Annotated in this window: 25 protein-coding genes; 11 read left to right on the forward strand and 14 right to left on the reverse strand. The window is 46.1% G+C overall.

All coding sequences use genetic code 11. The features are described from left to right. The 8 genes from Q0Z62_RS07895 to fliR all read left to right on the forward strand — a co-directional run. Window positions 1–930 (forward strand): flagellar hook-length control protein FliK (locus Q0Z62_RS07895; RefSeq protein WP_298053125.1); only part of this gene is annotated, 930 nt, incomplete at its 5' end. 39 nt (window positions 931–969) lie between these two features. Beyond that, entirely contained in the window at window positions 970–1578 is a 609-nt protein-coding gene (fliL, locus tag Q0Z62_RS07900; protein ID WP_298053128.1) for a flagellar basal body-associated FliL family protein, read from the forward strand. Continuing rightward, entirely contained in the window at window positions 1578–2606 is a 1029-nt protein-coding gene (fliM, locus tag Q0Z62_RS07905) for a flagellar motor switch protein FliM (RefSeq protein ID WP_298053131.1), read from the forward strand. Before fliL ends, fliM begins: the two co-directional genes overlap by 1 nt. Beyond that, window positions 2584–3147 (forward strand): flagellar motor switch protein FliN, encoded by a 564-nt coding sequence (gene fliN / locus Q0Z62_RS07910; protein ID WP_269900028.1) that lies wholly within the window; start codon window positions 2584–2586, stop codon window positions 3145–3147. The genes fliM and fliN overlap by 23 nt, the downstream gene beginning before the upstream one ends. Further along, window positions 3147–3470: a flagellar biosynthetic protein FliO gene (gene fliO / locus Q0Z62_RS07915; protein WP_269900029.1), complete on the forward strand. Its 324-nt coding sequence runs from the start codon at window positions 3147–3149 to the stop codon at window positions 3468–3470. The genes fliN and fliO overlap by 1 nt, the downstream gene beginning before the upstream one ends. A 13-nt stretch (window positions 3471–3483) precedes the next feature. Continuing rightward, window positions 3484–4212, forward strand: coding sequence for a flagellar type III secretion system pore protein FliP (fliP, locus tag Q0Z62_RS07920; protein WP_269902184.1), 729 nt, complete (start codon window positions 3484–3486; stop codon window positions 4210–4212). An 8-nt stretch (window positions 4213–4220) separates the two neighbouring features. Next, complete coding sequence (fliQ, locus tag Q0Z62_RS07925) at window positions 4221–4490, forward strand: flagellar biosynthesis protein FliQ (RefSeq protein WP_269900030.1); 270 nt, start codon at window positions 4221–4223, stop codon at window positions 4488–4490. 17 nt (window positions 4491–4507) lie between these two features. Further along, window positions 4508–5293: a flagellar biosynthetic protein FliR gene (gene fliR, locus Q0Z62_RS07930; protein WP_269900031.1), complete on the forward strand. Its 786-nt coding sequence runs from the start codon at window positions 4508–4510 to the stop codon at window positions 5291–5293. A gap of 5 nt (window positions 5294–5298) precedes the next feature. On the opposite strand, the gene Q0Z62_RS07935 is transcribed toward fliR, so the two are convergent. The 14 genes from Q0Z62_RS07935 to flgB form a co-directional block, all read right to left on the reverse strand. Next, complete coding sequence (locus Q0Z62_RS07935) at window positions 5299–6948, reverse strand: methyl-accepting chemotaxis protein (protein ID WP_298053142.1); 1650 nt, start codon at window positions 6946–6948, stop codon at window positions 5299–5301. Between the two features lie 169 nt (window positions 6949–7117). Further along, window positions 7118–7477 carry a hypothetical protein gene (locus Q0Z62_RS07940; RefSeq protein ID WP_298053145.1) on the reverse strand — a complete coding sequence of 120 codons (360 nt, stop codon included), beginning with the start codon at window positions 7475–7477 and terminating at the stop codon, window positions 7118–7120. Then, a complete protein-coding gene (locus tag Q0Z62_RS07945) occupies window positions 7477–8943 on the reverse strand; it encodes a methyl-accepting chemotaxis protein (RefSeq protein WP_298053148.1) in 1467 nt (488 codons plus the stop codon). The genes Q0Z62_RS07940 and Q0Z62_RS07945 overlap by 1 nt, the downstream gene beginning before the upstream one ends. 36 nt (window positions 8944–8979) lie before the next feature. Next, a complete protein-coding gene (gene flgL, locus Q0Z62_RS07950; protein WP_298053151.1) occupies window positions 8980–9912 on the reverse strand; it encodes a flagellar hook-associated protein FlgL in 933 nt (310 codons plus the stop codon). Between the two features lie 33 nt (window positions 9913–9945). After that, on the reverse strand, window positions 9946–11652 hold the full coding sequence (flgK, locus tag Q0Z62_RS07955; RefSeq protein ID WP_298053154.1) for a flagellar hook-associated protein FlgK: 1707 nt from the start codon (window positions 11650–11652) through the stop codon (window positions 9946–9948). A gap of 100 nt (window positions 11653–11752) precedes the next feature. Then, window positions 11753–12730 carry a flagellar assembly peptidoglycan hydrolase FlgJ gene (gene flgJ, locus Q0Z62_RS07960; protein WP_269900037.1) on the reverse strand — a complete coding sequence of 326 codons (978 nt, stop codon included), beginning with the start codon at window positions 12728–12730 and terminating at the stop codon, window positions 11753–11755. Between the two features lie 24 nt (window positions 12731–12754). Continuing rightward, entirely contained in the window at window positions 12755–13888 is a 1134-nt protein-coding gene (locus tag Q0Z62_RS07965; RefSeq protein WP_298053159.1) for a flagellar basal body P-ring protein FlgI, read from the reverse strand. 15 nt (window positions 13889–13903) lie between these two features. Continuing rightward, window positions 13904–14590 (reverse strand): flagellar basal body L-ring protein FlgH, encoded by a 687-nt coding sequence (locus tag Q0Z62_RS07970; RefSeq protein WP_269900039.1) that lies wholly within the window; start codon window positions 14588–14590, stop codon window positions 13904–13906. Between the two features lie 16 nt (window positions 14591–14606). Next, complete coding sequence (gene flgG / locus Q0Z62_RS07975; RefSeq protein WP_298053161.1) at window positions 14607–15392, reverse strand: flagellar basal-body rod protein FlgG; 786 nt, start codon at window positions 15390–15392, stop codon at window positions 14607–14609. 30 nt (window positions 15393–15422) lie between these two features. Beyond that, window positions 15423–16169, reverse strand: coding sequence for a flagellar basal-body rod protein FlgF (gene flgF / locus Q0Z62_RS07980; RefSeq protein ID WP_298053163.1), 747 nt, complete (start codon window positions 16167–16169; stop codon window positions 15423–15425). Window positions 16170–16190: 21 nt separating this feature from the next. After that, a complete protein-coding gene (gene flgE, locus Q0Z62_RS07985; protein ID WP_298053165.1) occupies window positions 16191–17597 on the reverse strand; it encodes a flagellar hook protein FlgE in 1407 nt (468 codons plus the stop codon). A 64-nt stretch (window positions 17598–17661) separates the two neighbouring features. Then, window positions 17662–18357 (reverse strand): flagellar hook capping FlgD N-terminal domain-containing protein, encoded by a 696-nt coding sequence (locus tag Q0Z62_RS07990; RefSeq protein WP_298053168.1) that lies wholly within the window; start codon window positions 18355–18357, stop codon window positions 17662–17664. Between the two features lie 3 nt (window positions 18358–18360). Continuing rightward, complete coding sequence (flgC, locus tag Q0Z62_RS07995; protein WP_269900044.1) at window positions 18361–18780, reverse strand: flagellar basal body rod protein FlgC; 420 nt, start codon at window positions 18778–18780, stop codon at window positions 18361–18363. Between the two features lie 9 nt (window positions 18781–18789). Then, complete coding sequence (gene flgB, locus Q0Z62_RS08000; RefSeq protein ID WP_269902185.1) at window positions 18790–19203, reverse strand: flagellar basal body rod protein FlgB; 414 nt, start codon at window positions 19201–19203, stop codon at window positions 18790–18792. A gap of 179 nt (window positions 19204–19382) precedes the next feature. Here flgB and flgA point away from each other — a divergent pair, with 179 nt between their 5' ends. From flgA to Q0Z62_RS08015, 3 genes are all read left to right on the forward strand, one after another. Continuing rightward, window positions 19383–20066, forward strand: coding sequence for a flagellar basal body P-ring formation chaperone FlgA (flgA, locus tag Q0Z62_RS08005; protein ID WP_298053173.1), 684 nt, complete (start codon window positions 19383–19385; stop codon window positions 20064–20066). 90 nt (window positions 20067–20156) lie between these two features. Continuing rightward, window positions 20157–20441: a flagellar biosynthesis anti-sigma factor FlgM gene (flgM, locus tag Q0Z62_RS08010; protein ID WP_298053175.1), complete on the forward strand. Its 285-nt coding sequence runs from the start codon at window positions 20157–20159 to the stop codon at window positions 20439–20441. Between the two features lie 6 nt (window positions 20442–20447). Next, window positions 20448–20918, forward strand: a complete 471-nt coding sequence (locus Q0Z62_RS08015) for a flagella synthesis protein FlgN (RefSeq protein ID WP_298053178.1) — start codon at window positions 20448–20450, stop codon at window positions 20916–20918. Window positions 20919–21002 lie beyond the last annotated feature (84 nt).

A 21002-nucleotide genomic window follows, 5' to 3' on the forward strand; every position in this document is an offset into this window, starting at 1 on the left:
ATTCAAAGCAACACAAAGCCTCTGTCTTTCTTGAACACCAATACTCAAGATAATACTAAACCTCTGCCTACACTGAATGCTGAGATTCAAAGCAACACAAAGCCTCTGTCTTTCTTGAACACCAATACTCAAGATAATACTAAACCTCTGCCTACACTGAACGCTGAGATTCAAAGCAACACAAAGCCTCTGTCTTTCTTGAACGCGGAAAATCCAAAATCAGGCGCAGTACGCGTGAACCTAGCTATTGATAGCCTCAGTCAAAATAACGGTTTAGCCCCAAAAAACAAAGACCAAGCAGCGCAGAGAGTAGAGCTCTTAACTGAGCAGTTGTCGTTAAAACAAACTACTGTGCCATTAACCCAAACTACGGCAACGCCTGAGTTCTCATTGCAAAACCTAACGCAATCGGCTCTGCAAGTTAGCTCCCTACCCGCAGCTCCATTGGCAGCTAGCCACAGTCTACAAATCACAACCCCTGTGCAACAAACGGCACAATGGGGTGCTGATTTTAGCCGAGTTATGGTGCAGTTAGGACAACAAGGTGCGCAAAACCCAGGGCTACAGACCGCTGAAATCCGTTTAGATCCGCCTGAACTAGGCCCATTACGTATTGTGCTATCTGTGACTGAAAGCGTAGCAAATGCCATGATTTTTGCGGCTCATGCCCAAACACGATTGACGGTAGAACAAGCATTACCTCAATTACAGCAACAATTAGCTCAAGCAGGGCTCAGCCTAGGCGAAGCCAATGTCAGTGACCAAGGCTTTTCAGCACAGTCTGAACAACACGCAGATAAAAACCCCAATAAACCAGCGACATTCAGTTTGACTGGAACAAACCAATCAGACGATAACTCAGGTTTATTGGCCTCAGCTACAGACACTCAACGCGTCGATTCAAATGCTATAATCGACACATTTGCCTAACATTTGTTACTCCTTTAAACGGAGTTGTTGTTTATTCCCATGGCTACATCTACTACTGCTCGTAAACGCTCCGCCAATGCGGCTGCTCCCGAAGAAGCGCCAGCACGTCGCCAGCGTAAACCATCTAAAATTAAGCGTCTTTTACGTACCTTACTTTTAGTGCTTATTGTGATTGCTGCTAGTGTAGGGGCTACGCTCTACTACACGTGGCCAGCCAATACGCCACTACTTAGTTTTTTACAAAAAGAGGCGGCCCCTATCGACGAGGAAGCTCCAGAGCAGGCTCCTGTACGCCCTGCTGCGCCACCCCCACCGCCGCCGCCCTCTGAAAAACCTATTTTTTCAGCGCTAGATCCTTTTACCGTCACCTTAAATGATGGGTCAAATCGCTCACGTGTGCTACACGTAGCCATTACCTTACGCGTAGCAGATGAACCATCCAGTATTATGCTGCACGAATACATGCCAATGGTACGAGACCGTGTTTTAAAGATTTTGTCAGAGCAACACCCTGTACACGTACAAACTCCCGAAGGCCGAGAGCAGCTCGTGGACGCATTGACTCATGCCCTTCGTGCTCCTTATGACTTGAGCCCAACGGCACCACGTATTACTAATGTGTTATTTACCGCCTTTGTGGTCCAATAATGACGTATCAAAGTTTTTTATCTCAAGACGAAGTCGATGCCCTACTAGCTGGCGTTACGGGTGAGCCTAGCGATGATGGTTCAGAACCCAATGATGCCTCTAGTGGGGTTCGAGCCTATGACCTAGCCTCCCCAGAGCGGGTCATTCGTCACCGCATGCAAACGCTTGAATTGATCAATGAGCGTTTTGCCAGACGCCTGCGCAGCACCATGCTCAGCTTTATGCGTCGTAATGCGGATATTACGGTAGGCTCCATTCGCATTCAAAAATACAGTGACTTTGAGCGTAATCTGCCTGTACCAAGCAACCTCAATATGGTGAGCTTAAAACCTTTACGTGGGATCTCTCTATTTACCTTTGATCCCAACTTGGTTTTTCTAATTATTGATAGTTTATTTGGTGGGCATGGTCGATATAACACTCGCGTCGAGGGCCGTGACTTTACCGTCACCGAACAACGTATTATTTTACGTTTACTAGAACTCACGCTGGATTGCTACTGTAACTCGTGGGAACCTGTCTACAAAATCGAAGCGGAATACATTCGCTCCGAAATGCACACTAAGTTTGCTAGTATTAGCTCTGGTAATGAATTAGTGGTTGTGACCTCTTTCAATATTGAGTTCGGAGCCCAAGGCGGTAATTTAAATGTGTGCTTACCCTACTCAATGATTGAGCCAGTGCGCGACTTACTCATTCGCCCACTTCAAGACACGAGCAATGATGCCATTGACCAACGCTGGACCCAGCAGCTGACCCATCAAGTACGCAGTGCTGAGGTTGACTTAATTGCTGACTTTACCAAAATTAATCTCGCAGTGCGTGATTTACTTAAACTTAAAGTCAATGATGTACTACCCATAGAGATTCCAGAAAAAATAACCGCCCATGTTGATGGCGTACCTGTTCTAGAAGGCTCTTACGGTACTTTTAATAATAAGTACGCCGTGCGCGTACAGAATTTCCTGGCTAATACAGAACCCGATTTCCACAAGGCAAGGCTCCATGACAGATCCGAACAAAGCTAACGACCCACAAGACAACGACGACTTCGAAGTCGATTGGGCTGCCGCAATGGCGGAGCAACAAGCAGGCGAAGAGTCCGCTTCATCTCCTGATAAAGGCACTCAAGCCGATGGCTTAGGTAGCGTCCAAGAGGATGATTGGGCTGCAGCACTAGCCGAACAGACCGCAGCAACGATAGGCGCAGATGAAACACCTGCCGAGCAGCCTAAAAAACCCAAAGCTACGCCTAGTCCAGAGGTCTTCCAACCTTTAGACAAAGCCGAGCCAGGCACCCGCAGCGACATTGATATGATTATGGATATTCCAGTCCAGCTATCAGTAGAGCTCGGTCGTACGCGCATGACACTAAAAAATATCTTGCAATTAGGCCAAGGCTCTGTCGTTGAGCTAGACGGTCTAGCTGGTGAACCAATGGATATTTATGTCAATGGCTATTTAATTGCACAAGGCGAGGTAGTGGTAGTCGAAGAAAAATACGGAATCCGTATTACCGATATCGTCACACCCTCAGACCGTATCCAACGCCTTAATAGCCGTCGCTAATGACGCAGCTTGAATTACTTCGACTATCGCTAAGTTTAGTTGTAGTCGTTGTTCTTATTTTTTTTGCGGCGTGGGTAGCACGCCGCAGTGGTTTACTGCGCTCTAAGGGTCAATCTATCCAAATCATTGCTACGCAATCACTTGGCTCCCGAAACAGTGTCGTTGTCATCGAAATCGAACAGCAGCGTTTAGTGCTTGGGGTCACGGCACAACAAATTACTCTGTTGCACACCCTTCCCAAACACGCCGACTTCGAGGCGCAACTTGGCCTCGCCATCACACAACAAAAAGATCAGCAATATAGTGAAAATAACGCGCCTTAACCCTTTTGCATGGCTGCTTTTCCTGTTTGGGCTCTGGCTTCCTTTTGGTGTCGAAGCCCAACAGTTAGGCCTGCCCTCTATTACCAGTAATCCCAATGCAGATGGCAGTCAGACATGGTCTCTGTCAATAGAGACGTTAGTGCTCTTGACCATGATGTCATTTCTGCCAGCGATGCTGATGATGATGACAGGCTTTACACGCATTATTATTGTACTGGGCCTACTGCGTAATGCCATGGGCACCAATACCTCACCACCAAACCCAGTACTGATTGGTATTGCTTTATTTTTAACTTTTTATACCATGTCACCGGTGTTTGATCAGGTCTACGAGCAAGCTTACGAACCGCTTTCCAAAAACGAAATTACCTTCCAAGAGGCGTTAAGCACAGGGGTTGAGCCTTTTAAGACCTTTATGCTCCATCAAACCCGTGAGACGGACTTGCAGCTGTTTGCTGACATGGCTAATGTGGGTGAAATTCAAAGCCCAGAAGAACTACCATTACGTATATTAGTGCCCGCCTTTGTCACCAGCGAACTCAAAACCGCCTTTCAAATTGGCTTTACGATTTTTATTCCGTTTTTAATTATTGACCTAGTCGTGGCTAGTACGATGATGGCACTAGGGATGATGATGGTGCCTCCGGTCACGATCTCTCTGCCCTTTAAGCTCATGCTTTTTGTATTAGCGGATGGCTGGCATTTATTACTCGGCTCTTTGGCTCGCAGCTTTTATCAATAGGTACGATCATGACGCCTGAAACCGTAATGAGTATGACTCATATCGCATTACGCATTGCTTTATCAATGGCTGGCCCATTGTTAATCACTGCGCTAATTATCGGTTTAGTCGTAAGTATTTTTCAGGCTGCCACACAGATTAACGAAATGACCCTTTCGTTTATTCCCAAATTACTTGGTGTAGCAGCTGTTCTGGTCTTATTGGGTCCTTGGCTAATCACTACCATGGTGGATTACATACGCACGTTGCTGACGCAAATTCCTACACTGGTTATGTAAATCCATGCTGATTAGCTATGATTGAATTTACCGCAGACCAACTCTATCTCTGGATTAACGCCTTTATTTGGCCTTTTTTTCGTGTTCTTGGCCTGTTCAGCACCGCCCCATTATTCAGCGAGTCCAGCATCACCCCGCAAGCCAAAGTCGGTATTGCTGCTGTCATTGCGATTGCTATCGCTCCTACTTTAGCGCCCTTACCTGAGCTTCCTACGGGCTCTTGGGCCGCTCTCTGGTTAGCCTGCCAACAAATTTTAATCGGTATTGCCCTTGGCTTTGTGATGCGTATTGTTTTTGCCGTAGTGCTTGTCGCGGGTGAGTTTATTGGTTTTCAGATGGGTTTGTCTTTTGCTGCCTTTTTTGACCCCTCTACGGGCTCGAATACTGCGGTCATTTCACGACTACTTAATCTAGTCACCATGCTGGTTTTTTTGGCTGCTAATGGGCATTTAGTTATGCTAAAAGCCTTTTTATATACCTTTGAGATTTTCCCTATTCAGGTCGGTAGCCTTCATCCAAATGGCTGGGGTGTCATTATGGACTGGAGCAAGGAAATTTTTCTCTCTGGGCTCTTATTAGCATTGCCCTTAGTGATCGTATTGCTGACGATGAATCTGGCTTTTGGGATTCTAAACCGTACCGCGCAACAACTAACTGTATTTGCGGTTGGTTTTCCTATTACCCTAACTACGGGCATTATTGTTCTTACTATTGTGGTGCCACAAATCACGCCCTTTTTAATGCAATTATTTGAGGCAGGCTATGAAACCATGGCCCGCCTCATGTATGGCTTTGCTAATTAAAACCACTATTGATGATAATGCAAATAGGCACTAGGGGCTTCGTCTATGATGGAGTCACCGTCTACCCTGAACTGAGCTACGGCTTGGGTTAAGTGTTCCGCATGATCTTGTAAAGCCCCAGCTAAGCTGGCTAGCTGCACCACCAATTCCGAGTTTTGCTGCACCACTTTATCCATTTGTGACACCGCAACATTCACCTGACCAATCCCATCGGCCTGCTCATCCGAGGCTAGCGTAATATCACTCATGAGTTGGGATGCTGAGCTCACTGACACCACGACCTCGTCAATGACTTGTCCGGCTTCTGCGGCCTGTTGGGCACCAGCATGTACTCGCAATGAAGAGCTCTCGATTAAGGTTTTGACCTCGCTAGCAGCCTGTGCGCTGCGTTGCGCTAAAGCCCTGACCTCTGAGGCCACCACAGCAAAGCCACGACCTTGCTCTCCGGCTCTCGCAGCCTCTACTGCGGCGTTTAAAGCCAAAATATTAGTCTGGAAAGCAATCCCATCAATCACATTCACAAACTCCGTGATCTGTGATGAGCTTTGAGCAATCTCGCTCATGGTATCGACCACTGTACGCACCGCTTTTCCACCTTTCTGAGCAATGTCTGCGGCTTTCTTAGTCACACCATCTGCCTCAATCGCATGATCCGTATTTAATCGCACCGCTGTAGCAATATCACCCATAGAAGCTGCTGTCTGCTGTAGCGCACTGGCAGTTTGTTCCATGCGAGTATTTAGCTCTGTATTACCAGAAAAGATTTCTAAGGCGCTATTGTTGATGGTCTGCGCACTATTTCGCACCTGCACCACCATTGACTGCAGCCCACTTTGCATACGTTGTACAGAGGCATAAATAAAACCAATTTCATTACTACCCTCAAACTGTACTTGGCGGCTTAAATCGCCGCTGGCAATACGATCAAAATGAACCCCTAAATCACGTAAAGGATTTACTACACACTGAGCAAACAGATAACGAATTAAAAAAGTAAAAATAACCCCCATTAACAGCCCTGTCACAATAATAATCAGTGCGGTATGGGTACTGCCTCTCGCAACCACCAAAAACTCATTCATTTGCGACTGCACATAGGCAGTTAAATCATGCAGGCTACGCTGAAATTCCTCTGCACGTTGATGTCCTATTTGCTCATTGATTTCGTAAAAATCAGCATAACTTTTTTGATCTAGCGTTTTAATCAACTGATGAATAACATCATTCATATAAGGACCGTATTTATCATTGACTACCTCTATCAAGCGCTGACCCTCTGGGTCTAATAGCATTTGATGCTGATAAAAATCCTTATATACCTCTTCGGCTAGTTGAATACTGACCTTTACACCAGCTAATTGCTGTTCAGCGTATTTTAATAGGTCTGAGTCTCCTCTGTAACCTGCCTCACGCATTTGATGTGCAATTAACATCAATGTGGCTCTTGCCTCTGAGGTAGAGGCGGTTAATCCCATAATCTGGGCCTGACGATGGCTTTGTGCCCCTAGGGTTTCAAGCATATCGCCATTTTTATTTAAAAAGTAATAAGCGGAGCCCCCTAACACCACTACTACTAATAGGAATTGACTCATTACTAATAACAATGTCGTACTAATACGAACATGATTTAGCATGGTCATGACTCGACTTAACATAATACCCCTCTTTTTATGATGTTTACGTTTGTTAACCTTTTGTTGTTCCATTTAACACAGTCTAGCTAGATTCTGTCAATGCTAGCTATTACTAATACATTTAGCTAAATGAAATAAACACAAAAAACCCAGCGGTTTAATGCTGGGTTTTACTTATAAACATGATCAATTAAGGCTGTACTATAGGCATAGGCCCTGGATCAGATTGCACATTCTGGCGTTTAGATATACGTATTAATACATGATTCGCATCAAACTCCATCCATAACTCTCGTCCCAGATAAATTCCATCCGGAACTAAAGAGTTCACATGAGCCCAACGCGCTGTATATGATCCATCGGGTCTGTAGTAGCGATTTACAGGGTCTGCCTCTAGAAACTCTGTTGCCTCTGCCATGGTTGATATACCTGGCTGCAAATGATCCACACCCGAAGATTTAAAATTATTCCCCGTGCTATGACAGCCTGCTAAAGCAAAGACCAAACCTAGAGCCGTATATTTCAGCGCATGCACCAATGCTATCCTCATTAAAACTCGACCCAATCGTCTTCAGTCGACGTGTTTTTAGTTCCACTTAGATCGGGACGTAAGAGTTTTTCATTTTTACCGGAGGTTGCATTCATCCCAGGGATTTCAGAGGCTTTTTTCTTCGCTGATGCGACCGGGGAAGATGAAGTCTTGGTATGAGATAACCCAGCCGGAGCCGCTCGGTTAGGAGTAGGCTTTCTAACTGTATTAGTACCTATATTGCCTAGAGCCGGTTTTTTTACTGGTTGCTGACGCGCTTTAACCTGACGTGCAGCGATATCAATCACTTGAGAGTCTGCGAGTTGATACCCCCTCAAGGTTTCATTTAATACCTGCACCTGTGTATTCATATCAGCCGCTAAACGTGCACTTTCCTCTACCATCTGCGCATTTTGCAACGTCGTCACATCCATTTGGCTGACGGCTAAGTTTACCTGATCAATACCACTGGATTGCTCTATGGTCGCAGCACTGATTTCACCCATGATATCCGTGACTCGTTTTACTGAGTCAACGATCTCTTGCATAGTGGCACCGGCACGCTCTACCTGCCCAGAACCTTCGCTGACCTTAGAGACCGAATCCTCAATCAAAGTGGTGATCTCACGAGCAGCTTGCGCACTACGTTGCGCTAAAGCTCGGACCTCGGAGGCAACCACAGCAAAACCACGACCCTGTTCTCCGGCGCGTGCAGCCTCTACCGCCGCATTCAGGGCTAAGATATTCGTCTGGAAAGCAATGCTATCAATAACACCAACAATATCTGCTATTTTACTTGAGCTGGCAGAAATGCCTTGCATCGTATTAACGACCTCGCCAACCGCCTGACCACCCCGTTGGGCTACGGTTGAAGCAGTTGCAGCTAACTGATTAGCTTGATGCGCATTATCTGCATTTTGGCGTACTGTGCCTGCTAATTGCTCCATACTGGCAGCTGTTTGTTGTAATGCGGCAGCTTGCTGCTCAATACGTGAGCTCAGGCTAGTGTTCCCCCCCGCAATACTATCGGAGTCATCGCTAATTTTAACGATACCATGACGCACCGCACTTAATGTACGAATCAAGCTATCTTGCATCCGGCGTAATGACTCAAAAACCTGCCCCACCTCGTTTGTGCTTTTACTTATGATCCGTTGAGATAAATCTCCATTTGCAATAGCATCAAAATGATTCTGTAAATAGCTCAGGGGTTGAATCAAACGGGTATTAAGATATAAGTAAGTATAAATCGCTAACACTAGCGTTAATACCGCACAAATAACCACTGTTAATAAAGCACTAGAATAACCATCCTCTGCCACCTTAATTGCCGCTCGTACAGCGGCATCCTGACTGGAAACAGAGTTAAGCGCTGTCAATACAGAGCTTAAATTCATCATACTTAAGGCTGCCGCAACGACAGCCAAAAGCAAAAACAGCAACAACGTGACAGCAATGTACGTTCTAAGCTTTACGTTATTCAACATGAAAGGGTCTCACAAAAGAGCAAAATAAAAAACGGCTTAACCGCGGGCATTAATAGCAAATAAGTTTGTACTCTGGATTTTCTTAAAAGCCAAAGCAGCTGCCTCTAGTGCGGAGGTGCGTAACTCTAGTTGTGTAGAAGCAGAGTAGTAATCCAAGTCTTCTAAACGCGAAATTTCGGAAGCTAAATGCAATCCTTGTAGCTTACCGGAGGAGTCAATGGCCTCGATTTCATTCATGCGCGCACCAACAGAGGCTCGAACTGTCAGGATATTATCGTAAGTTTTGTCAACCCAACGCATCGCTTCATCTAAATCATCGTGCAAGTCTTCAGACGACAGGTTTTTATCTTGTAATGCAACAATCACCTTATCCATAACATTCAGAATATTAGCACTGTCCTTTTCTCCAAATAAATGTTTGCCATGATCTGCGCTATCAATTTGACGAGTTTGATCAGCCTGCACTAATCGTGAATGAGTATCCCCTTTAAAGAAGTATCGCTTGCCAACGTCTTGATTCTTATCATAACCATAGGGACTATCGTTACCCTTTGACCCACTAAATAGATACTGTCCACTCGCATCACGTCCATTCATTAAGCCATGAATAGACTCTTTCATTTCTTTTAATACATCAGCAACACTTGCCCTATCCGCATAAGAATAAGTGTCGTTAGAAGCCTCAATCAGCCTTACCTTAACCTCTCTAACTTGTGGAACTAAGGACATCAACACATTCTCTTCCTCGCCCAAATTACGCAAGGCCACATGACGGTTTTCAGCAAACCGTAAGTTCATAGACTGTGACTGCCCCAAGGTAATGGTTTGCGCAGCAGCCAAAGGATCATCAGCTGCAGTAATCATCCGTTTGCCACTACCTAATTGCTGAAAGGTATGCACTAAATCGCTTTGTTGCTTATTAATAGAATTAAGCCCAGTCTGAAAATAGAGAGCAGAACTAATACGCATGTTTTTTCCTTTATCTTTTTATAAGTCTAGGGCTTAATTACGTAAACCTAAAATGGTGTCAAACAACGTTGAGCCTACATCAATCAAACGTGATGCGGCACGAAACTGGTCGGCATAACGATCTAACATGACGTATTCTTCGTTAAGGTTCACACCAGATACAGCCTGTTGTGCCGCATAGTTTTGCTGAATTAGATTTTTTTGAGCTTTAGCTGCTGTGCTGTTTTGCTGAGAGTTAACAGCTACACGGTTAACCAACTGTGAGTAAGCATCGTTAAAGCTCATGGAGTCCATCCCTAAGGTTTTTTCACTTTGAAGCTTAGCCAAATCCAAAGCAATATCGCCATTTGCGGTACCTAGAGCGTTTCCTAGAGCGTCTTTGCCTGCGGCCGCTATTTTAGACGGGTCCCTCATCTCGACCTTAAAACTGTCAGCAGAGTTACGCGTAGGCTGTAAACGCCAGACATCCCCTTCTTGTGCCTTACCTTCAAGTTTGATAAACAACCCATCTTGTTCAAACCCGGCTTGAGGATTAGTGATCGGCTCCCCCCACCCCCCTGATGGCAAGGCACGAATATGGTATGCATCATTTTCAAACTTAATTTCGTAATCTTGGGCAGTAAGCGCTGCAATACCTATCGCGTCTGAGTCAGGATTATTCTGATCCTCACGTACAAAATCCACCTTAAACTCGCCAGTTCCTTTATTGGAATGCGCTTTAGTGGCTGTGTCTGCAATAGATACCTTAAAAAAATTCGTATCGGTTACACCATTTAGATCAAAACCTTGTTTATGAAGCTGATTGAATTCTACAGCCATCCCCACAGCTAAACGACCTAGCGCGTTTTGAGCGGGGTCAAGAGTATCTGCACGGTATTGCAACAAACCACCTAACTGGCCTGACTTAATTGATATGTCTGCAACCTCTGATAAAATAGGTTCCCCATTAGTAAAACCCGATGTAGTCGCAATCGCATAACGTTTTGGATCAGCAGCTGAAGGCACAGCATGCAAAGGGTAAATCGTTGGCCCACCCAACAATACCTGTCCTGAGTTTAGCGTTAAGCTAAAATTACCATCCTGCTCTAGAATCTTAACACCGACCAGTTGGTTCAACTCACTGACAAGTTGATCACGTTGATCTAGCAAATCATTAGGTGCGTGGTTACCTACACCTGAAGCCTTGGCTTTAGTGATTTGCTGATTCATATCATCAATGCGCTCTACGTAACTATTGATCTGCGCAACCACAGTATCTATCTGCGTGTTGAGGTTATGACGTTGATTATCAATAAAACGATTAGCCTCGTTGATTTGAGTCGCCAAGCTATCAGCACGGCCAATCATTTCTTGACGCGCTGCAGGGTCAGCGGGTGTAGAGGCCACTGCCTGCACACTATCAAAGAACTTTTGAATGGCTGGACTAACACCTGTAGTACGATCAGCAAATAAATTATTTAACTGGGCGATTTCATTACCGTAGGAAACAAGCGCCGCCCCGTCGCTTTGTGCTTTTACTAGCTGATTATGCAAAAAACCATCATAAGCACGTTGAACCGTCACAGCCTGAACGCCACGCCCTATATAGCCTGCACCTGTAGCTTGAGCCCCATTGGTCTGGGTTAATACAGACTGGCGGTTGTAACCTTCGACTGCTGCATTATTAATGTTATGACCTGTGGTTTGCAGGTTGTTTTGTGCAGTATTAAGTGCAGATAGTCCTAGACCGAATAAATTCATGTGGTGTTCCGTTTAACATTCATGGCTGCACGCATGCAGCCACTACAGTGTATTCAAGCAGATCAATAGTGATATATCTACGGCATTTCTGCTGGTTTCTTTAGGGCTGTGCACCCGCATCAAAATAAGCCATGATGGAAATTAACTTATCTGCATAATTAGGGTCCGTCGCATAGCCTGCGTCTTGGACTCGGCGCGCGGCCTCTTCAGCTGTGCTTGCACGTAGCACGGACTCATAGCGAGGGCTCGTGCTGATTAAGCGTGCATAATCAGTTAACGAATCAGCATAAGAATCATAAGCTCGGAAAGGCTGTTTCATTTTTACCATTTTGCCATTCACAAACTCAGAGGTGGTAATAGTTGCCACTCCCCCTTTCCAACTACCCGTCGCTTTAATACCAAATAAATTATGACTGGTTGAGCCATCATCCATGAGGATTTCTCTTTTACCCCAACCTGATTCTAAGGCGGCTTGGCTCATGATCAGTTTTGCTGGAATCCCTGTTTCTGCCGAAGCAACCTGTACCGCATCACGCATTTTATTCACAAACTCGGCGATATGTTTTGGTGCACCACCAATGGCTGAGGCCACCTTATCAATAGAACGCACACCAGAAAGCTTATTGATCAATGCAGTTAATGAGGCTGCGTCAATCAGGCGCCCTTTTTCACCTACATCCGAACGCAAATGTGGCAAGCGGGTTGTATTTGCATCGACCGAAGCCCGTTGCGAGGGGAGTTCTTGCGATAATCCTTGGGCTTGCTTCATTTGTGCAATCAACGCCTCTGCTAAACCAAATCCTGGATTAGACAGGTTCAACGCCATCTGCTCATCACCAATACTTTGACTCATGCGTACCGCTTGACTATCAAACAGCCCATTGCCACTTGCTGTTTGGCGCGCTTGTTTTAAAAGTTGCTGAATAAACAAGGCCTCGAACTGCTGAGCCACCTGCCGCTGAGACTCCTCATTAGCTTGAGCCCCCGTTACCCCTTTACGCAATACAGCGAGTTGCGACGAGTCAAAAATGGATACGGGCTGGCTAGCCCCTGGTCGTGGAAAATAATGCGCAGACACGGATCGATCACCCTTAACTATGTATTAGATAATTTCCAAGTCGGCGCGTAATGCGCCTGCACTTTTTAGATTTTGCAAAATAGACAATAAATCTTGCGGCGTTGCGCCTAAGGCATTTAGGGCTCGAACCACATCAGACAAATTAGCGCTGGTCGTAATCCGTTGTAGGCTACCGCCCTCTGAGCGTAGTTCTATGTCGGTGCGATCCGTTACCACTGTTTGCCCACCGGCTAACGGTGCATTGGGCTGATTCACATCAGACTGACTACTAATCACTACCGATAAGTTGCCATAAGCAATCGCGGCCTCGTCTATTGTTACCGTGCGATTCATCACTACAGAACCAGTTCTTGCGTTCACTACGACTCGAGCACGAGCCGGAGGGACTTGTACCTGCAAATGCTCTACCTGAGATAAAAATGCAGACTGCGCATGCGGGTCTAAAGGAGCTTGTACTCGTACAACTCGACCATCCAAGGCTGTTGCGGTTCCGGCCCCAAACCGACGATTAATCGCCGCTACTACATTTTGTGCTGTACCAAAATCCGAACTATTAAGCTCTAAGGTTAATGCCCCATCATAAATGTAAGTGGTAGGCACACTTTGCTCTACAATAGCCCCGCTTGGGATGGTACCGCCATTTAATTGGTTAACCTGTACGCTAGAGCCACCCGACTCTGCGCCGGCCCCACCCACTAATAGGTTTCCCTGCGCAATGGCATACACCTGCCCATTCGCCCCCTTTAAGGGCGTCATTAATAACGTACCGCCGCGTAGACTTTTGGCATTCCCCATTGAGGAAACAACCACATCAACAGCCTGCCCTGGGCGGGAAAATGCAGGTAGCCGTGCTGTTACCATCACGGCTGCAACGTTTTTCAGCTGCATGTTGCTACCTTGAGGGATAGTCACCCCTAACTGAGACAACATATTGGTTAAGCTTTGTTGTGTAAAAGGGGCTTGGCGAACCTGATCACCACTGCCGTCCAATCCAACAACTAAGCCATACCCTATAAGCTGGTTATCACGCACACCTTGGATAGAGGCTAAATCTTTAATACGTTCAGCCGCCACAATAGGGCTTATCAATAAGGACAGAGATAAGGCAGCTGCTTTAAATAAAGCAGTTACACCGATATTTTTTTTTGTTAAGCCCATGGCCATTATCATCAACTAAAACGGTGAAATATTTAAGAAAAAGCGCTGCAACCAACCCATAGTTTGAACCTCATCCATCACACCACGGCTACGGTATTCAATACGAGCATCTGCAACTAGGGTCGAAGACACCGTCCCAGAACCAGAGATAGATCGTGGGTCCACCACACCCGAGAATCGAATGTATTCACTACCTCGGTTAATCGCTATTTGTTTTTCCCCAGCCACCTGCAAGTTTCCATTAGGCATCACACCAATTACTGTGGTTGTCAGTGTGCCAGAAAACATATTGTCCGCACGACTGCTGCCAGTTCCTTTTGAGGAGTTATTCCCACCTGCCTCGAAGTTCTGTCTACTGCCCAAGTCTCCAGGCAATATCGCTGGAGACAAGCCTATCCCCATACCGGCCTCGCTACTGCGATCCGTGTTGGTAGATACACTTTTGGCCGCATTCGTTTTTTCTTGAATCATAATCGTCACAATATCACCGATGTTACGCGGGCGACGATCTTCAAATAGTGGGTAGTTACCATAAGCCGTTGGCTGATAAATTGACCCATTTGCGACGGCTTGGGGCGGCATGGGTGCTGGTGGAGGTGCTGTCAATGGCCCCACCACTACTGGTTCTGGGGGAACCATGGCACACGCCCCTAAAAGGCTGACCACGGCTATCAGTAAAACACGATACAAACTAGACCACATACCCATGCCTTTATCGTTAGATTTGAGTCAAGCGACCCAACATCTGATCGGAAGTCTGTACGGCTTTGCTATTCATTTCGTAAGCGCGCTGCGCCGTGATCATATTAACCAGTTCTTCAGCAACGTTCACGTTCGAGGTTTCCGTGTATTCCTGCAGGATCAAGCCAGCCCCATCCATGCCTGGCTGCAAAAAGTTAGCAGCACCGGAGGCATCTGTTTCTACAAATAAGTTTTCGCCCATACTTTGTAAACCGCTGGTATTTACAAAAGTAGTTAACTGCAACTGGCCCACCTCTACACTGATTCCTACGGCTCCGGGCTGAGTAACAGACACAGTACCATCGCGAGAGATTTCAATTTGCAATGCGTTATCAGGAATATTAACTGGTGGCTGCAATGGGTATCCACCTGCTGTTACCAACTGACCATTTTGATCCAGTTGCAGCTGACCGTTACGGGTATAAGCAAAAGTTCCGTCAGGCATTTCAACCTGAAAATAACCACGCCCTTGAATCGCTACGTCTAAGGAATGGCCTGTGTTGTTTAATCCACCCTGACTATGAATGCGCTCTGTCGCCACTGTGCGCACACCCGTACCCAACTGTAAGCCCGTCGGCAATTGATTTGCTGCGCCCACCTGAGCCCCAGGCTGACGAATAGTTTGATACATCAAGTCTTCGAAAACAGGGCGACTACGTTTAAAGCCTGACGTATTCACGTTGGCCAAGTTATTAGAAATAACGTCTAAGTTTGTTTGCTGGGCTTCTAAACCCGTTTTCGCAATCCAAAGTGAGCGAATCATAAAATACCTTTAGATAAATAAGCGGGCTAATTAGCCGTTAGTCGAAAGAATACTGTTGGCCTTTTCTTCGCGTGTACTTGCATCTGAAATGACTTTCATTTGCATCTCGAAGCGGCGCGTATTGTTAATCATGGCAACCATGGCCTCGGCGGGATTCACGTTGCTTTTTTCCACAAAGCCAGAGGCTATGCTGACCTGATCGTCTGGCTGGGCCACTGCACCATTGGCTAACCGGAACCAGCCATCATCACCGCGCACCATCTCTGCCATATCTGGGTTGACTAATTTAAGCTGCCCCATGATCTGAATATCACGCGGATTATCACCCGCACCTAAGGCTGAAATCTGCCCATCAGTCGAAAACGTCACAGAGCCACGATCTGGTAATTCCACCGGGCCACCATCAGCAGATAACACGGGAAAACCCTGTTTAGTCACCAGCATATTATTTACATCTATGCTGAAATCACCGGCTCGGGTATAGGCTTCGCCATTAGGCGTCTGGACTGCAAACCAACCATCACCACGGATCGCTACATCTAAGGGGTTTCCTGTTTCTGCTAAAGGCCCTTGTTCCTGACGTGTACCAGAGGTCACCGTAGCTGCAGACACACGCGTCGGAAATAACCCACCACCTTGTAATGGCACCGCGCGCTGAATAGCAAGCTGCTCTCTGAAGCCAGTGGTGTTGATATTGGCTAAATTATTACTGACAGCAGCCTGTTGCTCTAACAAACGTTGGGCGCCATTCATGGCCGTGTAAATGATGCGATCCATAGCAATAAATACCTAAACGAATTAACGTAATGTGATCAATGTTTGTAGAATTTGATCTTGGGTTTTAATAGTTTGGGCATTGGCCTGATAGGTACGCTGCGCAATAATCATATTGACCAGTTCTTGGCTCATGTCTACGTTGGATTCCTCTACGGCCTGACCTTTAAGGGTAGCTAAGCCGTTAGTACCAGGTTTGCCTAAGTTCGCTGCACCCGACACACCGGTTTCAATCCATGCATTACCACCAATGGGTTTTAGGCCATTTAGATTATTAAAGTCAGCTAATACTAACTGCCCCATGACCTTGGATTCGTCGTTGGTGTAGTTAGCAATAATGTCACCATTAGAAGCGATAGACATGCTGGCGTATTCACCCGTGGTATAACCATTTTGTGTAGATGCAGGGCTAAAATCACCGCCAAACTGGGTAGAACCATTGTAATCAAGAGTAATAGTCAAGTTGGCAGCGGGAGACCCATCAGCACCTATATCAGTTATACTCAGCTCATAGGGATGAACTGTAATTAGCTTCCCCTCATCATCAAAGTCAGCATGGGGCCCAACTATACGCCCTGCGGAGTCAAACACTAAACGATGCTTAAGCATATTATCGTCTTCTCCATACTCCCCTCCTGCCGCTCCGATACCTGATGATGAGAATCCTGGGGCATCGGCTGTACCTGACTCCCCCTCCTTAATTGCGTCCTCATCCTCGGTGCTTATAAATTTATCACCAAATTTATAATAAACATCCCATGCATTTCCACTATCAGCGACCTTAACAAAATACTGCGTTAATTGGTGTGGGTTACCTAAAGAGTCATAAACAGTCATAGGTAAACTGTGTGTGTAGTTTTCTGGTTTGTTTAAATCAAAGGCTGGTTTGTATACAATATCTGGGTCTACACCCGTCGGAACCATCCCGGTATTAGAACCAGCAATACCCTCTGAGCGTGAGTCAAAATTTGCTTTAATCGTAGATTCAGTTGTGGCTTTAGGATCAATATTACCCACAGGAACTTTAATGGGGCCTAGCTCAGCAGAAATAGTGCCGTCGGCATTGGCCATATAACCCGTTAAACGGTGACCTTGAGCATTAACGAGCTCTAGATCCCTGTTCGGTGCAAACTGACCATTGCGTGAATACACGACTACACCGCTTGGATCCAACATACGGAACAACCCTTTGTCACCGTCAATGGCCATATCAAACTGATTGCCTGTGGTGCTTAAGTTACCTGTAGTAAAGCGTTGATTTACACTGGCTACCTGTACACCTAACCCAACACGTGAACTGGCGTAGACATCAGCAAATGCAATAGAAGCAGACTTAAAGCCTACGGTGCTGGAGTTAGCAATGTTGTTACCAATAACGTCTAAGTTTTGTGAAGCCGCATTTAAGCCGCTTAAGCCTTGTCCGAAACCCATGATTTTCCTTTATTCAGTCCGAAATAATGTGGCAGCCGGATACTGTTCGGCCTGCCCGCCGAAATTACATAATTTTGCGAATATCTAGCAGCGAGTAATTACCTGCTAAACCTAAATTTAACTGTAGGCCTTGGGTTGTGTACGCAACACTATCTACCCGACCTGAACGAAGTGCCTCTGCTGCTACGGGAGCACCATCACCAATGGTGGCTTTTACCTCTACGCTGTAGGCCCCATCTGGCAGAACTACACCCGCATTATCTCGACCATCCCATTCTAAGGAGTAAATGCCTGCGGCTTTAGCATCGACCTCCATTTCACGCACGGCCTTGCCGCTGCCATCCAAAATAGTCACCACTACCTTATCTGCACCGCTCATGAGGTCTATACCAAACGGAGTAGCGGTCTTAATCTCTGGGTTTTCAGGGTCTGAGCCTAAGGATATTTTAGAGCCCGGCACTAATACATCTTTACCAATTAGTGCAGCAGCCTGCATAGACTGTGACACATCCATTTGCCCAGCCAAGCCCAACAAGGTGTCATTAAGTTGCTGAATGCCCTGCACGGTAGAGAGCTGAGCCAATTGACTTGTAATTTGATCATTTTCCATTGGGTTCAATGGATCCTGATTGCGTAGCTGTGTAATTAAAAGCGTCAAGAAACGGTCTTGGGTATCACCCATTAAATCCACACGACCTCGCGCCGAAGCCAGAGCAGCACCTGCCGGATTATTACCGTTTACGTTATTTACCGTTGTCATGGATTATTGACCTATAGTTAAAGTGCGCATCATGAGGCTTTTCGTTGTATTAACCACCTCTACGTTGGCCTGATAGGAGCGTGAGGCAGAAATCATATTTACGGTTTCAGCAACCACATCTACGTTTGGCATGAGCACATAGCCGTCTTCATTAGCTAATGGGTGATGAGGGTCATACTGGAGGCGCCCTGGCGTGTTGTCTTGTTTGATGGCAGACACGCGTACCCCGCCGACTCCCGCCGCCTGAGAGGCGGGATCAGCCAAAGGAGTCACCTGAAAAACAACATGACGCGCCTTGTAGGGCTGCCCATCTGGGCCCGCTGCACTGTCTGCATTCGCAATATTGCTGGCGGTGACGTTCATACGTTGCGATTGGGCGGTCAATGCCGAACCTGCAATCTGAAAAATGGAGAAACTGCTCATAGAGAACCTTTATTGCTGCAGTGCAGCCATTAATCCCTTAACCCGCTGGGACAACAATGCAATACTGGTTTGATACTGCATTGTGTTTTCAGCAAATGCCATACGTTCCACATCCATATCAACCGTATTGCCGTCTAGTGCAGGTTGCAATGACTGTCTATAAAGCAACTGTGAATCAAGTGCTGAAAGTGCTGTACCTGGTAAGTGGCGAGTAGAGGTTAACGCCAAAGTAGTGGGGCCTACGCTTTTAGTTTGACCTGTGCCCATTGCATTTTGCAAAGCTGATGAGAAGTCAAAGTCACGCGCTTTATAGTTAGGCGTATCTGCGTTAGCGATATTAGCAGCCAAGACCTCTTGGCGCTGTTGACGTAATGCCAATGCCGTCTGATGGAAGCCAAAATGGTTATTTAATCGATCAATCATAATGGAAGATGATAACAAAATTTACGCATAGCAAAAACCAGTAAAGAATTCTAAATACTTTACCACCCAATAACACTCATGGTAACTCATTGTTGTTAACGTTAAACTATGAATAAGGCAACTAAAACTCTGCCAGTTTCAGCATTGCTATTCGTGCTGCCCTTTTACGTATAGGTACCATGATCAAATCTATTTTATTAACGCTAATCCTGAGCATTAGCTCAGTGGTCAGCGCCCAAACTCTGCAAGACCCAGAACAAATCGTCTCTGAGGTAGAGCAGTTTTTACTGAATCAGACCAGCAGTTACCCAGGAACCGCATCGGTTCATGTCACTGCCCCCGCCATCCGTAATCAAATTCAGTGTGAACACCTGCAACCCTTTTTACCGTCTGGGTCCAGATTACGCTCACGCATGAGCGTGGCTGTACGGTGCCAATCACCTCAGGCATGGACGGTTCATGCACAAGCCGAACTCTCAATTGTAGGCTTTTATTATATTAGTAACCGGTCCATACAAGTAGGGGAAATCATCAGTCTGGATGATATGATTCCTCGCGAGGGTGACTTATTACGTATCGCGCCTAACTCGATAACAGACCCTAGCCTAGCCATTGGCTATATCACTACACAACGCATCAATACAGGCAGCCCTATTAAAAGCAATGCCCTTAGGGACCCCCAATCTATACAACGAGGCCAAGCCGTAAGAACCATAGCTCGTGGTGTAGGTTTTACAGCAACAGGCGAAGGCCAAGCCTTACAAAGCGGTGCGCCGGGTGCTCAAATCCAAGTGAGAGCCAGCTCAGGCCAAATCATTACCGGTACGGTTTTAGATAATCAAACTGTACAGATATTGATGTAAATCAAGGAAATAAATACAGGCTAACCCTAAAGAATTTTTACTCCTTGCCGTTACTAATCCAACAACGCCCTATTCTGCCCGGAGCCTTACATGAAAATCACTAACAATAACTACAGACACAACATACCAGAGCGCATTAACCAAAAAAACACGGCCGTTAATGCCTACCAAGAAACTAATTCTGCATCCCGTAGTGCTGCGGTAGACCTCAGCCCTGCTGCTCGCCAACTACAGCAACTTCAGTCATCCAACAATGACATAGATATGGGCCGCGTTCAAGCATTGCGCGATGCCATCGCCAATGGTACTTTAGAGATGGATACTAGCCGCATCGCGGATAGTATAATTAACAGTGCTAGAGACCTATTAAAGTAGTCAACCATGTCGTCCATTGTCTTATACAACCTCATACAAACTGAATACGAACTAATGCAGCATTTTTTGTTTTCCTTGGAAAAGGAAAATGAACTGTTGCTTAGTAGCTATAGCAATGACGACCTCTATGACCTGACTGAATTAAAAAACCAATACGCCGACCAGCTTAGCCAAACCTCCGTGCAGCGTGAAAACACATTGGCTGAATTAGGTCTACCTGCAGGACGCGATGGACTGCTGGCCGCTAAATCCCTGTCAGACGATTTGAATGAGCTGATTCAAGATCTGTTTGATACAGCTGAAAAAGCACAAAAGCTCAACAACGAGAACGGGTTATTAATTCAAACCTATTTGGACTACAGCGTCCAAGCCCTAGAGGCATTATCACAAGCCAACCCAAAAGCGGCTGACATCTACGATGCTAGGGGCCAAAAACAATCAGCAACCTCATCAAAACGAGGCATTGTACGAGCATAATACAATAGCTTGAAGCTCACCCAGCTAAAGCAAGGTGATTCTTGTTGTCATCGGTTTAGGCGCCGTGATATTCAATCACGCCCG

Origin of the sequence: uncultured Paenalcaligenes sp. (assembly GCF_947630565.1) — a bacterium.
Classification (GTDB): domain Bacteria; phylum Pseudomonadota; class Gammaproteobacteria; order Burkholderiales; family Burkholderiaceae_B; genus Paenalcaligenes; species Paenalcaligenes faecalis.

What these genes read in the sequence shown, in the direction of transcription:
- Q0Z62_RS07945 (WP_298053148.1), bottom strand. Translation starts at nt 8,943, where the DNA reads ATGTTGAATAACGTAAAGCTTAGAACGTACATTGCTGTCACGTTGTTG.
- Q0Z62_RS07940 (WP_298053145.1), bottom strand. Translation starts at nt 7,477, where the DNA reads ATGAGGATAGCATTGGTGCATGCGCTGAAATATACGGCTCTAGGTTTG.
- fliQ (WP_269900030.1), top strand. Translation starts at nt 4,221, where the DNA reads ATGACGCCTGAAACCGTAATGAGTATGACTCATATCGCATTACGCATT.
- flgK (WP_298053154.1), bottom strand. Translation starts at nt 11,652, where the DNA reads ATGAATTTATTCGGTCTAGGACTATCTGCACTTAATACTGCACAAAAC.
- Q0Z62_RS07935 (WP_298053142.1), bottom strand. Translation starts at nt 6,948, where the DNA reads ATGTTAAGTCGAGTCATGACCATGCTAAATCATGTTCGTATTAGTACG.
- fliL (WP_298053128.1), top strand. Translation starts at nt 970, where the DNA reads ATGGCTACATCTACTACTGCTCGTAAACGCTCCGCCAATGCGGCTGCT.
- flgC (WP_269900044.1), bottom strand. Translation starts at nt 18,780, where the DNA reads ATGAGCAGTTTCTCCATTTTTCAGATTGCAGGTTCGGCATTGACCGCC.
- fliR (WP_269900031.1), top strand. Translation starts at nt 4,508, where the DNA reads ATGATTGAATTTACCGCAGACCAACTCTATCTCTGGATTAACGCCTTT.
- fliM (WP_298053131.1), top strand. Translation starts at nt 1,578, where the DNA reads ATGACGTATCAAAGTTTTTTATCTCAAGACGAAGTCGATGCCCTACTA.
- fliN (WP_269900028.1), top strand. Translation starts at nt 2,584, where the DNA reads ATGACAGATCCGAACAAAGCTAACGACCCACAAGACAACGACGACTTC.
- Q0Z62_RS08015 (WP_298053178.1), top strand. Translation starts at nt 20,448, where the DNA reads ATGTCGTCCATTGTCTTATACAACCTCATACAAACTGAATACGAACTA.
- flgG (WP_298053161.1), bottom strand. Translation starts at nt 15,392, where the DNA reads ATGATTCGCTCACTTTGGATTGCGAAAACGGGTTTAGAAGCCCAGCAA.
- flgL (WP_298053151.1), bottom strand. Translation starts at nt 9,912, where the DNA reads ATGCGTATTAGTTCTGCTCTCTATTTTCAGACTGGGCTTAATTCTATT.
- flgE (WP_298053165.1), bottom strand. Translation starts at nt 17,597, where the DNA reads ATGGGTTTCGGACAAGGCTTAAGCGGCTTAAATGCGGCTTCACAAAAC.
- flgB (WP_269902185.1), bottom strand. Translation starts at nt 19,203, where the DNA reads ATGATTGATCGATTAAATAACCATTTTGGCTTCCATCAGACGGCATTG.
- fliO (WP_269900029.1), top strand. Translation starts at nt 3,147, where the DNA reads ATGACGCAGCTTGAATTACTTCGACTATCGCTAAGTTTAGTTGTAGTC.
- Q0Z62_RS07990 (WP_298053168.1), bottom strand. Translation starts at nt 18,357, where the DNA reads ATGACAACGGTAAATAACGTAAACGGTAATAATCCGGCAGGTGCTGCT.
- flgM (WP_298053175.1), top strand. Translation starts at nt 20,157, where the DNA reads ATGAAAATCACTAACAATAACTACAGACACAACATACCAGAGCGCATT.
- Q0Z62_RS07965 (WP_298053159.1), bottom strand. Translation starts at nt 13,888, where the DNA reads ATGGGCTTAACAAAAAAAAATATCGGTGTAACTGCTTTATTTAAAGCA.
- flgA (WP_298053173.1), top strand. Translation starts at nt 19,383, where the DNA reads ATGATCAAATCTATTTTATTAACGCTAATCCTGAGCATTAGCTCAGTG.
- Q0Z62_RS07970 (WP_269900039.1), bottom strand. Translation starts at nt 14,590, where the DNA reads ATGTGGTCTAGTTTGTATCGTGTTTTACTGATAGCCGTGGTCAGCCTT.
- flgF (WP_298053163.1), bottom strand. Translation starts at nt 16,169, where the DNA reads ATGGATCGCATCATTTACACGGCCATGAATGGCGCCCAACGTTTGTTA.